General features: G+C 43.3%; 10 protein-coding genes. All 10 read right to left on the minus strand.

The window, feature by feature from the left end:
• Nucleotides 1-10: 10 nt before the first annotated feature.
• Complete coding sequence (locus tag B7703_RS04900; protein ID WP_084923850.1) at nt 11-1693, minus strand: alpha-L-fucosidase; 1683 nt, start codon at nt 1691-1693, stop codon at nt 11-13.
• Nucleotide 1694: 1 nt separating this feature from the next.
• Complete coding sequence (locus tag B7703_RS04905) at nt 1695-5483, minus strand: Ig-like domain-containing protein (RefSeq protein ID WP_084923852.1); 3789 nt, start codon at nt 5481-5483, stop codon at nt 1695-1697.
• A 183-nt stretch (nt 5484-5666) separates the two neighbouring features.
• Nucleotides 5667-6551 (minus strand): SPFH domain-containing protein, encoded by an 885-nt coding sequence (locus B7703_RS04910; RefSeq protein WP_004235732.1) that lies wholly within the window; start codon nt 6549-6551, stop codon nt 5667-5669.
• Between the two features lie 144 nt (nt 6552-6695).
• Nucleotides 6696-7847 carry an iron-containing alcohol dehydrogenase gene (locus B7703_RS04915; protein ID WP_084923854.1) on the minus strand — a complete coding sequence of 384 codons (1152 nt, stop codon included), beginning with the start codon at nt 7845-7847 and terminating at the stop codon, nt 6696-6698.
• A gap of 181 nt (nt 7848-8028) precedes the next feature.
• Nucleotides 8029-9534 (minus strand): zinc ABC transporter substrate-binding lipoprotein AdcA, encoded by a 1506-nt coding sequence (gene adcA, locus B7703_RS04920; protein WP_084923856.1) that lies wholly within the window; start codon nt 9532-9534, stop codon nt 8029-8031.
• Nucleotides 9535-9543: 9 nt separating this feature from the next.
• The gene (locus B7703_RS04925; RefSeq protein ID WP_084923857.1) at nt 9544-10350 is read right to left on the minus strand and encodes a metal ABC transporter permease; all 807 of its coding nucleotides are present in this window, start codon (nt 10348-10350) and stop codon (nt 9544-9546) included.
• A complete protein-coding gene (locus B7703_RS04930; protein ID WP_001269496.1) occupies nt 10343-11047 on the minus strand; it encodes a metal ABC transporter ATP-binding protein in 705 nt (234 codons plus the stop codon). The genes B7703_RS04925 and B7703_RS04930 overlap by 8 nt, the downstream gene beginning before the upstream one ends.
• Nucleotides 11047-11487, minus strand: a complete 441-nt coding sequence (adcR, locus tag B7703_RS04935; RefSeq protein WP_001249308.1) for a zinc-dependent transcriptional regulator AdcR — start codon at nt 11485-11487, stop codon at nt 11047-11049. Before adcR ends, B7703_RS04930 begins: the two co-directional genes overlap by 1 nt.
• Before the next feature lie 149 nt (nt 11488-11636).
• Nucleotides 11637-12905 carry a D-alanyl-lipoteichoic acid biosynthesis protein DltD gene (gene dltD, locus B7703_RS04940; protein ID WP_084923859.1) on the minus strand — a complete coding sequence of 423 codons (1269 nt, stop codon included), beginning with the start codon at nt 12903-12905 and terminating at the stop codon, nt 11637-11639.
• On the minus strand, nt 12898-13137 hold the full coding sequence (gene dltC / locus B7703_RS04945) for a D-alanine--poly(phosphoribitol) ligase subunit DltC (protein WP_000351967.1): 240 nt from the start codon (nt 13135-13137) through the stop codon (nt 12898-12900). Before dltC ends, dltD begins: the two co-directional genes overlap by 8 nt.

Genomic DNA, 13137 nt, shown 5'->3' on the forward strand with positions numbered 1-13137 from the left:
TTCTTTTATTTTATGAAACTTGTACTTGAGCTTGATCAACCAGCTGTCCATCAACAGTCAGATTCAGATAGAAATCCAAGGTCTTGTCGGCAGCAAAATACAAGGTTGGAAGCGTCAATCTTTTTTCAGTCTCGCCAACTTGAAACTCAATAACTTGAATCTCATCCTGATAAGCGACACCATGTACCCCCGTCCCTGGTTGAATCGAAATCTTAGCCTCTAAAGGAGTATTACTTTCGCTACGTTCAATCCTAAAATGAAGAGTCTCTCCCTTTGTCACAGCTAGACTTTTTTCTGCAAATGCTAGCCCCTGAACAACTTCTGTTTTTGATAAGCTAGGAGTTTTATAGAGTGAAATCTTTGTCAATACAGGTAAATCCTGTGACTCTGTAATCATCACGCGCACCTTCTGTGCCTCTACTAGCGGACCTCGCAAGAGGCGCTTATAACCAACTGTAAAGCCTGTACCAAATTCTTGCCAGACACCGTCCACCTCTACTTGCACATAAAAACCAGCAATTCGTTGCCCTAGCTTCAAATCCTCTCTTAACTCAATTACATCAAAAGTTTTAGGTGACCCTAAGTCGAGTTCTAACTGGATTGGCAAGCCTGCATCGCTTGCCCAAGAGCTGGTCTTAAGGCCATCTGTCAAATAGTGACAGGCAAAGTCTGCGGAAAGAGCAGAACCAGATACCTTAGCTCCCAGAGCCAAATCTTCTTTATAGAGCTCATTGCGATAGGCCGCAAATTCATAGAGGCGTTCAATATCCTTTGCATCAAATAGCCCAGCTTGATTCGGCGGAATATTAAGTAGGAGCGGGGTTCCTCTCCCCACTGAGTGAAAATAGATTTCGACCAACTCCTCAAGAGACTTAGAATCCTGGTCCTCATGGTAAAACCAACCTGGCCGGATGGAAACATCTGCCTCTCCGATTGAAAAAATCGTACCTGAGGGATCTCCATGCTGAAGATAGTCCAGCTCTGCTTCTGTTCCTAGTTTGTCAGAATTCACCTTTTGCCACAGTGGATCACCTGCATACCCTCGTTCATTGCCAATCCAGCGGATACTGGTGCCTTCTGTTGAAAAAATCAAGCAATCTCCCTGTAGCTCACGAATGGTTTCAAACCATTTTTCAAACTCATAATTGACCTTTTGAGCGCCCTCTCCTCTGGCACCATCCATCCAGACCTCAGCAAATTTCCCTCCATTTCCATAGGCAGGATTTGATAAGATTTCCTTCAGCTGAGCCAGATAATAGGCATTATAGTCCGCTTCTCGCTCCACATGATAGAGAGGACTGTGGGCATCCCAAGGCGATAGGTAGACCCCCATATCCATATCAAACTCCGTGGCAGCTTGGGATACTTCAAGGAGCAAGTCCCCCTCTCCATTCCTCCAAGGACTGGCCTTGACCGAATAATCTGTGTGAGCCGTCGGATAAAGGACAAAGCCGTCATGGTGCTTGACCACCAAAATCAACTTTTTAAAGCCCGTTTCCTTGAGCACGCGAACCCACTCACGCGCATCTAACCTTGTCGGATTAAAGCGTTCAGGATCTTCCTGACCTGTCCCCCATTCCTGATCATAAAAGGTATTTGGGCCAAAATGGATAAAGGCTGCTAGTTCATCCTCTAAATAAGCTAGCTGGGTCTGACTAGGCAAGGGCCCATGCGGTTTTATTTCTCTTACCATATTACTTCCTATCTACATTTTTCTTTACTTTTTTGGCATGTACTTGCAATTCTGTTAAGGCTAGGGGACTAGTCAAGCCTTCAAATCGAAGCCGAAGGGCATAGGTTTCCACCTTGTCAAATTCAAAACGAAGCTCCTCATCCTTGTCGCTTGACACTTTTCGGATAGCTGATACAGGGCGCCAATTCTGCTCTTGCTTGAGCAGGGAATCCTTATCCAAATGGTTGGGAGTCCGAAGCAGGCTAGGCTCATTCCCTATGTAATAATCAATAAAGCTTGGCTCCACCGCCACATAGTCTTGATTTTCAACATAATACACGGTCAGGTTATCCACAAATCGCGGTTTTAAAATCCCTGCATCTCCAAACAGAATACCGACGCTAGCCTGCTCTGACTTGGTAATCCAAGTATTGGCTGTCGATTTCTTCCTAGCAATAACCTTGTCATTGAGGTAAGAGGCTGGATGATTCGGTTCTGAGTGGGAAGCAAAGACCAGAGGCAGGTTAGATCCTGTCCACTGATTGGAAATAACTTCCCCATCTACACTGGCATCTGTCACATGAATGGTGACTGTTGCTGGCAACTCACAGCCCGCTACTTGCCCTGTGAGCACATATTTTCCTACCTGAGCATAGACTTGAGGATTGAGTTCATCCCAAGTCACCTTGGTCGTATCTCGTCTGCCATCTGATAAGACTAGCTTGACTCGGTCTGGTAAATGTGGGGCTTCCTTAACAAGCGTCCAAACCCTTTCAGGCTCAATAGCGCAAATCCCTTGGACACAAACCTGAGCAGAAGCCTTTAAATCCAGCCCTTCCAGCTGACCAGATACCGTAAATTCATGAAATTTTTCCAAATCTTCTTTAGGAATTTCCTCCCAGACAACCTTGACTCGTTTTGCACCGCCAAACTCATAGTCCACCAAAACTGAAGATGGAAGCTGTGGATAAGTTCCCTTATTTGTATACAAGCGAAGTGGTCGTACAGAAACTGCTTGCCTTAGTGAGGTATTTTCTGCCACCTGCAAATGAGTTTGATAGGCCTTCCCTTGATAAAAGGCGCGAATAGCCAAGTCCCCTGCAGACAAGCAATGAAGCACTCCCTGCTTGATAATGGCGTGGGCACTGCCACTCATCTCCCAAATCACTTCACTATTCCCCACCTTGTTCACAGGGTTATCCACAGTTTGTGGATAAAGTCCAATAGATGGGGAAGACCCTTCTTGTAATCCTGCCTGCTTGTCCACTCGAATCTCAAACAAGCGCTGATTTTTTACTGGCTTGCAATCAAAAGCCTCTCCCACTAAGATATCAAAACTTGCTGGCTCTAGCCCTCTGGCACTGGCCTTTACTCTGACTAGACCCACCTGCTCCAAGCTCTGAACTAAGAGGACACCTCTGCCATGAAAGGCTTTCCGCTTAAACTGACCATTTTTCTGGGATTGGTAACGTTCACGACTGGCCTGTCTGCCGTTATCCACACCTACAATGCGAGCAGGGCCCTCAATTTTAAAATGAATCTGATTGGAAGCAGTCGGCACCCAATTTCCGTCCTTGTCTAATACATCAAAATAGAGATAAAGTAAGTCTTGCCCATCTGCCTCTAGTTGTGTTTTCTCAGCATGTAGGCCGATTTGTGCTGGCTTACCTGCAGTCACCACCCTATCTTCTGCCACAATCTGACCTTTACGGTCATAGGCTACAGCACGCAATTCTCCCGGTTGATAAGCCAAACGCCATTCGAGATAGAGCTGGTCAGAACTTGCTCCCTCTTGGTATTTTCTACCATCTGAAGTCCATTTTTCCTGAAAAGTCTTTCTGCCTTGGGATTTTCCATTGAGAAATAGCTCTGCAGAACCAGCATTTGAATACACTCGAACAGGGATATCCCCATACTTATCCACAACTTGTTGATAACTCTTGTGGATTTCCCAATTCCAATGGGGCAGGATATGAACCATGGGATGCTGATCTAGATCCAACCACTGACTTTGATAGAGATAATAGTCATTTTTAGGAATCCCTGACGTGTCCACAAGCCCAAAATAGGAACTCTTGACAGGCGTGTCATTTTGGTTGTGCCAAGGAGTCGGCTCACCAATATAGTCCACTCCTGTCCAGATAAACTGACCTGCATAGTCTAGCCGATTTCGATCTACTATCCAAGAAGCCGTCGCCGTCTTCCCCCAAGGAACTCGATCATTTCCATAGTCTGACTGTTCAAAATTCCGCACGCGGCGATTATCCCCAACCCATTCCTTAGCTGGGCGAAAATAGCTCTCACGCGTCCTTGTAGCCGATGAGGTTTCAGATCCGTAAAGTCGCCACTTGGGATGTCTTTTGCGAATCCCGTCAATATTATCTTCCGAGTAATTCAAGCCCACTACATCCAGCAAATCAGCAATCTTTTCATGACCTCCAGAACCGTCTCCAAAGCGGAACTGATCCATTCCCATGGTCACAAAACGACTATCATCAACCTCCTTAACCCTTTCTAGCAAGCGCTTGATCGTCTTCAATGAATGAGCATCTCCATTTGCTTCGCTGACTTCGTTTCCCAAGGACCACATAAAAATCGCTGGATTGTTCTTGCCACGCTGGACCATGGTTCGCAAATCGTAATCTGACCAGAAATCACCTGCTTTCGCTTCTGGATGAGTCGCTTCTTCCTCAAAAAATCGACCATAGTCATATTCTTTCTTGCCTCCATACCAGGTATCAAAGGCTTCTTCTTGGATGAGTAGGCCCATTTTGGCAGCTAGATCCAGCAAAATACTACTAGCTGGATTATGGGTAATTCGGATAGCATTGACCCCCATTTCCTTCATCTGACGCAAGCGTCTCTCAGCAGCTGACCTGTTTTCCACAGCTCCCAGCGCTCCATAGTCATGGTGCAGACAAACCCCATGAATCTTCACCCAGCGACCATTTAGAAAGAAACCCTTATCTGCTTGCCAATCCATATAGCGATAACCAAAGGTCTCCTCTTCTTCATCAACCAAGACGCCATTTTTGTAAAGGCGAGTCTCCAACTGATAGAGATGAGGGTGGTCAATATCCCAAAGCAAGGGTTGAAAAATTGATATTGCTTGTTGGAAAGAATATTTGTCCCCAGACTCAATCACTATAGAGTCTGTCGCCTGCCAGTCTGACAGCTGTTGGCCATCATACCAGATACTCTGTTCCAAATATACCGACACGGACTGAGATCCATCATTTGAAACCTTACTTTCAAGCTGGGTTTCCACCCATCCATCTCTTTGTTCCTTGAGCTTGGGACTTTCTATCTTAACCCCATATAAATCCAGATGCACCGAATCTGTAATCAACAATCTCACTTCTCGGTAAATACCGCTACCAGAATACCAACGACTGCTAGGTTGCTGATTTTCCACAAAAACCGCAAGCTGGTTGGCCGTCCCATCATTTCTTAGATAAGGCGTGATATCATAAGAAAAAGGTGTGTAGCCATTTGGATAATAACCCAGCACTTGCCCGTTGATATAGACTTGGGCATTCATGTAAACTCCATCAAACAACAAACGCACCGATACAAGACTGACATCTTCTTCCAAGTAAAACTGCGTCCGGTACCAGGCCTGACCCCCATTTAGCTGACCACCCTCATTTTGCGCTGGCGAATACTGGTCAAAATCATTGTAAATACTCCAGTCATGCGGCACTTGAATCGCCTGCCAATTTCCCCTCTGAAAATCCGGTGCCAAGGCTTCTTCTTTCCCCACCTCCTGACTAAAAAACCAGTGATTTCGTAAAATTTCTTCTCTTCTCATACAAGCATTCCTCTTTAAACGACTCGATTTACTTGACTATAGCACAAAACAAAAGCGCTTTCAACACTTCCTCCATCACTCCCTAAATACTCAGAAAAGATTCTATAATTTGTAGAGGAGGATTTAGTCCTCAAAGCTACAAGAGCTACGCAAAAAGAGCCTGGAGTCAGGCTCTTTAGTCTATTATTTCTTCTCAGCACGGAGGGCTGACAAGATTTGTGTACGGATATCATCCACACCATTTGGCGTATTTGGTAAAAAGATAGTCTGATTTCCTTTAGAGGCAAAGGTATTCAAGGTATCCAAATACTGGTTGGTCAAAAGAATGGACATGATTTGCTCTTCTGTCATACCAACATTGGCTTCCTTGAGTTCGGTGATAGACTCTGCCAACCCATCCACAATCGCCTTACGTTGTTGGGCAATCCCCACACCATGAAGGCGGTCTTTTTCTGCTTCGGCTTCAGCTGCAGTGACAATTTTAATCTTGTCAGCTTCCGCCAATTCTTGCGCTGCCACCCGCTTACGTTGCGCCGCATTGATTTCATTCATGGATTGCTTAACTTCTGCATCTGGTTCAACCTTGGTTATCAAGGTTTTCACGATAATATAACCATAAGTAGTCATTTCTTCTGCTACTTGGTGTTGGACTTCAAGGGCAATCTCATCTTTTTTCTCAAACAATTCATCCAAGGTTAATTTTGGAACAGAAGAGCGAAGAGCGTCTTCGATATAAGATTTAATCTGAGATTCTGGACGCATGAGTTTATAGTAGGCATCTGTCACGCTCTGCTCATTGACACGGTACTGAGTCGCTACATTCATCATAACGAACACATTGTCCTTGGTCTTAGTCTCAACCACAATATCGCTTTGCAACAAGCGCAACTGAATCCGCGCTGCAATCGAGTCAATCCCAAAAGGCAAGCGAATATGAATACCGCTATTGGCAACCTTTTGGTATTTCCCAAAGCGTTCAATAATCGCCACCGACTGCTGACGAACCACATAAACTGTACTCAGTGTGACTATCACCAATAGGAGCACACAAACCACCACAAAAATCATCAAAAATGTTGCCATTATCGTGACCTCCATCATTATTTTCCTGTATTATAGCACATTTAAAGAAGGCTGTGCAGTTTTTACTGCGATTTTTCCTGAAATGTCAATAATTAGAGGTGAATTGTCACATTGTCGTCTAATACCTAACTAAAACAACTCTTTATAAAATGCAATCGTTTCTTCTAAGGTTGGCATAAATGGATTTCCTGGTGCGCAGGCATCAATCAAGGCATTCTTAGAAAGGTATTCAAAGTCAAAGTCTTTTTCTTCAATACCAAGCTCAGTCAGTTTCTTAGGAATACCTACGGTTTCAGACAGTTTCTCAATCTCAGCAATTGCATAATCAGCACACTCTTCATCTGATTTACTTTCCACATAAAGTCCCAAGGCCTTGGCAACATTACGGAAAGCTTCTGGTACACGTTTAGCATTTTCACGTTCTATAACTGGTAGCAACATGGCACAGCAAACACCGTGTGGCAAATTATATACTGCGCCGAGTTGGTGAGCCATTGAGTGAACATAACCAAGACCTGCATTGTTAAAGCTCATACCCCCAAGGAAGATGGCATTGACCATACCTTCACGCGCTTCAATGTCATGTCCGTTTGCCACTGCACGAGGAAGGTATTCCTTGATAAGCTCAATAGCTCCGATAGAGAGTTTCTTAGTCACATCATAAGCACCAGGTGTTACCAAAGCTTCAACAGCGTGAGTCAAAGCATCCATACCTGTCGCTGCAGTCAAGCCTTTAGGCTTAGAGAGCATCAATTCAGGATCATTAACAGAAATCAAGGCAAGGCTATTCTTGTCAACCATTACCATCTTAACCTTGCGTTCTTCGTCCGTAATCACATAGTTAATAGTGATTTCTGCAGAAGTTCCTGCAGTTGTATTGATAGCTACGACTGGTAAGCCTTTTTGAGCAGACTTATGAAGCCCCTCATAATCCTGTGGTTTTCCACCATTTGTAGCTATGATAGAGATACAACTAGCTGCATCCTGTGGAGACCCACCACCAAGACTGATGATAAAATCACATCCATGTTCTTCCAAAGCAGCTACCCCATCTGTGACATTCTTACAAGTAGGGTTTGGCTCTACATCGCTAAAGATGACATATTCGATCCCTTCTGTATCTAGCGGTTTTAAAACCTTAGGCAAAATGTCACTACCTTCAATGAACTTATCTGTCACCAAAAGTGCCTTTTTATAGCCAAGTTCCTTGATATAAGGACCTACTTCATTTACAACACCTTTACCAATAAGGTTGACTGCCGGAACGTAAAATGTTGCCATATAATTTTCCTCCTGCGCCTTCGCGCTATATATTTAACATCATTATATTACTTTTTGTATTCGTTTTCAAATATTTGTGAAATGTTTAACAAATGTTTTTTAAAGGAGTGAAATTTGATGATTATTTATAGGCCACTATTTCAAAAACCGACTAGCTCTTATGAGCTAGTCGGTTTTCTCATCAATGCGCCAACATTTCTTGGGCGATTTCTTGGCCAGATAGGTTATCTGGGTAGTAGGTTGGCCAGTTATCCATTTCTTCAAAGAGAGCTTCTTGGCTTGTACCTCCAAAGAAGATATGGAAATGTTCTGCCTTCACTGGAGCGATATTGTGGTCGCTAAACTGAACATACTTGAATTGTCCAGTGTCAGCATCTGTGGCTTCAAAGAGGAAGCGAACACCACGATTGCCTTTCTTGTAAGTCAAGATTTTCTTACCGACATACTTGTAAGTGTATTTTTTGCTTTGTCCACCTTGAACAAATTCCATAGTGTTATCAGTGATATTAATCTTAGTCACATCTGTCTGATAGCCTTTTGTATAGTAGGCCTTGTACTCAGCCTGGGTCATCTTACCAGTCAACTTAGCCTTGTAGTCAAAGACTTGGTCAAAAGTACCATCTTCAAGGAAAGGATAAACTGATTGCCAGTTACCGACATAGTCACTCAAGGTGCGGTCCTTGACAGCTGCATCCTCAAAGTAACCATTTTGAACTGTCTTGGTATCCTCTGCCTTTTCAGGCTCAATTGCTGGGCCTTCTTGGTCTGTTGTTTGTTTCAAAGCCTTGAGGTTTTTCTCCATGATAGAGATGTAATTTTCTCCAGCCTTGGTATCCTCTTCTGTCAGACTTTCTAAAGGATTGAGGACATCTGTTTTGACACCTGCCTCTTTTGAAAGTGTATTAGCAAGGGCTTGTGAGGCATTTTCTTCAAAGTAGATATAGGCGATTTTATTTTTCTTGACGTACTCTGTCAATTCTGCCAGACGTGCAGCTGATGGCTCGGCATCTGGAGAGAGACCTGAGATTGCGACTTGTTTGAGTCCATAGTCCAAGGCAAGGTAGTTAAAGGCTGCGTGTTGAGTCACAAAGCTCTTTTGTTTTGCTTGAGACAAGCCTTCTGCATAAGACTTATCCAAGGCTTGCAATTTTTCGATATAGGCAGCTGCGTTCTTTTCAAAGGTCTCTTTTTTATCAGGATAATCTGCTGATAAGCTGTCACGGATGTGCTCCACAAGTTTGATGGCACGGACTGGTGATAACCAAACATGGGGGTCAAAATCATGGTGATGGCCTTCTTCTCCATGGTCATGGTCTCCCTCTTCTTCCTCGCCACCTGGCAAGAGCAACATATCGCCAGTCGCCTTGATGGTTTTCACCTTTTTCTTATCCAAAGTATCTAGCAATTTAGGAACCCATGTTTCCATGTTTTCATTTTCATAAACGAAGGTATCTGCGTCTTGGATTTTGGCAACTGCCTTGGCAGACGGTTCATATTCATGGGGTTCTGTACCAGCACCGATGAGGAGTTCTACATTAGCAGTATCTCCTGCGACTTGCTTGGTAAATTCATAGACAGGGTAAAAGGTTGTCACAATATTTAGTTTGCCATCTGCCTGTTTTTGATTGGAACAAGCCACTAAAAACAAGGCACATAGACTGGCTAGCAATAAGCTAATTTTTTTCACGTTAGTCTCCTATTTGATAAAACGTCTTACTAAACTGATGAGTAAAAAGACAGTTACAAAAATAATGGTAATACTTGCACTTGCAGGTGTTTCTGCATAGTAGGAAATGTAAAGTCCTGCTACCATTCCCAAAAATCCAATAGCACTGGCAAGCAGCATAACCGATTTAAAGTTTTTCCCCAGACGCAGGGCAATACTAGCTGGCAAGACCATAATGGTCGACACCAGAAGAGCTCCTGCTGCAGGAATCATAAGGGCAATGGCCACCCCTGTCACCATGTTAAAAAGAATGGACATGGTGCGAACTGGCAAGCCATCCACAAAGGCCGTATCCTCATCAAAGGTCAAGATATACATTGGACGCAAGAAGAGGAAGGTCAAAATCAAAACAACCGCCGCAATGACAAAGAGGGAAATAACCTGCTCTTCGCTGATAGTCACGATTGAACCAAAAAGATACTGGTCCAAACTCATTGAGCTAGAGCTTTTACCCTTGCTCATGACAATCAGAGAAACAGACAGACCTGTCGACATGAGGATAGCTGTCCCGATTTCCATAAAGCTCTTGTAAACCGTACGGAGATACTCTAGAAAGACCGCCGCAATCAAGACAATGGCAATCGTAGAAACTGTCGGAGAAATCCCCAAAACCAGACCAAAGGCTACACCTGAAAGTGAGACGTGGCTAAGAGTATCACTCATCAAACTCTGACGACGCAAGATAAGGAAGGTTCCAAGAACTGGCGAGAAAAGACTCATAGCAATAACCGCCAGAAAGGCACGTTGCATAAAGTCATAAGATAATAAACTAAGCATGGCCCACCTCCTGGTCATTCTCATGAACGTTAAAACAACGCCATGGCGAGTCTTGGTTACGGACTAGATGAATATTGCGGTCCGCATAGTCCTTAACTTCTTCAGGGTCATGGGTAATCATCAAAACAGCCTTGCCATGATGATGGGCGCTGTGGTGCATGAGTTCGTAAAATTCATTTTTACTTCCTGCATCCATCCCCGTTGTCGGCTCATCTAGGATAAATACATCAGGGTCAGAAGCAAACATACGCGCGATTACCGCCCGTTGCTTTTGCCCCCCAGAAAGAGAACCCAAGCGTTTGTCTCTGTGCTCCCACATGCCAACTGAATCCAGACTGGCCTTGATATGCTCCTCATCATGAGCATTTAAACGACGGAACCAACCCTTTCGTGGGTAGCGTCCCGACTTGACAAATTCATAAACCGTACTTGGAAAACCAGCGTTAAAACTGGCAATCTGTTGAGGTAGATAAGCTATTCTCAATTTCTTACCCTGGGTATTTGTCTTTGAAATGGTCACCTTACCAATGCGTGGTTGAAGAATCCCAAGACTGGCCTTGATCAGTGTCGTCTTAGCCGCTCCATTTTCCCCTGTCAAGGTAACAAATTCCCCACTATCAACACTATAATTGATATGTTCAAGAACAGGCTCCTTATCATAATAGAAGGACAAATCCTCTACCGTAATATATCTCATTATTTGATTTCTCCTACTAAAGCAGTCAAAAACCGCTGAATCACTTTTTGTTCATTTGGAGTAAACTGAGTCGCCACTTGTTCATAGGTTAAAAGCGTATGCTCATGGTGATGATGGTGCTCCTCAGCAATTGGACGAGCCAAGTCAGTCAATTGATAAAAAATCACACGCGCATCCTTAGGATCTTTAGATGTCTCCAACATTCCTTCCTTGACCAAAGACTTAATAGCCTTGGTAACTGCCGCCTGACTGACATTGAGACGACGGGCCAACTCTGAATTGGTTAAAGATTCCTCTGACAATAGCATGAGGATATGCTCCTGAGTATTGGTTAGAGCTACCTCGCTAGTGCAATGACCTATTAGGATTTCATGCTGGTTTTCCGCCTGCAAAATCACCTCATTCAAAAAGGCATCGATATCCTTCGCTAGCTGTCTCATATTTGACTCCTTTCCTTTTAGACTTCTCTTTTTTAAGAGAAAATACTATTCTTTGAAATTATTTACTGGTTAATTATATCACAACCAAAAAAAGAGTCAAGAAAAAACGTGAAAACCAGTTTCATTCTTGAACTCTTCCATACTATTATCTATTGAAATTCCTTGACATCTCCATCATAAGTCGCCCAATCTTTACTGAAAAAGCGCTCATTCAGATGGTAAGTTGGAGCTGGGGTGGGATTGGATAGGAAAGGATCAACAGCCTTATCAAATGCCAACCAACCTAACCAACCAAGGTGAATGGTATCCTTCATAAAGAAAGCTTCCCCACCGTCCTTAGAAAAATCTGCTATATTGGTAAACCCTTGACTTTCTAACTGGTAGCGAATCTTCTGCACCGTTTGTTGGTACATATCTTCTCGTAAACCAGCATAGTCCATCCATTTTTTATTAACAGGTGGAATGATAAAAATTGGGTTTACCTTGGATTTAGAAAACTGTGTTAAAACCAACTGCAAGTCATTATATTCTGGCGACTTGAGATAGGTAAAGTTTTTCTGAGAATCCTTTAATTTCTTCAAATCCTTCTTAATCTGCGTATTATAGAAATAATTCTCCATTCCCAGATCATTATTAGAAGTATTTTTTTCTGCATCTGCTTTAACAATATCTTCTATAGCTTGATAAGAAAACTGGTCTGGCAAGGTCTTTAAATACTTAACTACATGCTTATCATAATTGACATAGCCCCTAACTGAAAACTGACCAAAAAAGGAAGCTTGGCGTTCATTAAACCGAGCTAATAATTCAATCATTTCATTGTCTGCAGACGACAATTCTTCTTTACTTGCCAACTTCTGAACCATGTCCTTCATAGCTACATTTGGGAACTGCTGTAGTAAGCGAGTCGCTGCATATTGACTAGCCTGATCCCCAGATTGATGTTCCAGAAAACTGGTCAACTGGTCTCCATTAAAATACTGCTGAAATGCTGCTGGCTCATAGCCATTTTTACTGAACCACTGAGGTGAGATAACATATACAACTTGTTTATTCTCCAGTTGTGGCAACATCTGTTGCATCCCAAAATACTGATTGAGCGAGGCAGCTCCCCTCTGTCCTAAAAGATAGGGGCGATAAGAGCGGTTGTATTTCTCAGCCAATACCGCAGGATGGGCACCGTCAAAACGAATCCATTCACTGGAGCCAAAGAAGGGAACAAAACGCATATTTGGATCAGATAGTGCTCTGACCTTTTGACTTCGCTCCTTAAAACTATCGATAGTAGTAGCCACCGCCGAACGCTTTTCAGCCCCCAGATCATGGCTCATCTCAGCAGGATAGAAAAAGATAAGCAGAAAAACCAACAAACCAGCTATCAAGACCGGTCCGAAGATCATCCATAAGCGTTTAAGCATTTTGTAGCTCCACAATACCAGCTATGATTTTATTGGCTGTATTCCAGTCGTCGCGACCAAACTCTGTTACAGGGACACGAATGTCAAAACGGTTTTCAATCTCCACAATCAATTCAACCGTTCCCATACTATCTAAAACACCTGCATCAAAAAGATCTTCATCCATCATGTCAGAAACATCTTCCATAAACAACTCATCAATAATTTCGATAACTTCTGATTTGATATCCAT

The organism is Streptococcus mitis (genome assembly GCF_002096735.1).
GTDB lineage: Bacteria > Bacillota > Bacilli > Lactobacillales > Streptococcaceae > Streptococcus > Streptococcus mitis_CZ.

What these genes read in the sequence shown, in the direction of transcription:
- B7703_RS04900 (WP_084923850.1), bottom strand. Translation starts at nt 1,693, where the DNA reads ATGGTAAGAGAAATAAAACCGCATGGGCCCTTGCCTAGTCAGACCCAG.
- B7703_RS04905 (WP_084923852.1), bottom strand. Translation starts at nt 5,483, where the DNA reads ATGAGAAGAGAAGAAATTTTACGAAATCACTGGTTTTTTAGTCAGGAG.
- B7703_RS04910 (WP_004235732.1), bottom strand. Translation starts at nt 6,551, where the DNA reads ATGATTTTTGTGGTGGTTTGTGTGCTCCTATTGGTGATAGTCACACTG.
- B7703_RS04915 (WP_084923854.1), bottom strand. Translation starts at nt 7,847, where the DNA reads ATGGCAACATTTTACGTTCCGGCAGTCAACCTTATTGGTAAAGGTGTT.
- B7703_RS04925 (WP_084923857.1), bottom strand. Translation starts at nt 10,350, where the DNA reads ATGCTTAGTTTATTATCTTATGACTTTATGCAACGTGCCTTTCTGGCG.
- B7703_RS04930 (WP_001269496.1), bottom strand. Translation starts at nt 11,047, where the DNA reads ATGAGATATATTACGGTAGAGGATTTGTCCTTCTATTATGATAAGGAG.
- adcR (WP_001249308.1), bottom strand. Translation starts at nt 11,487, where the DNA reads ATGAGACAGCTAGCGAAGGATATCGATGCCTTTTTGAATGAGGTGATT.
- dltD (WP_084923859.1), bottom strand. Translation starts at nt 12,905, where the DNA reads ATGCTTAAACGCTTATGGATGATCTTCGGACCGGTCTTGATAGCTGGT.
- dltC (WP_000351967.1), bottom strand. Translation starts at nt 13,137, where the DNA reads ATGGATATCAAATCAGAAGTTATCGAAATTATTGATGAGTTGTTTATG.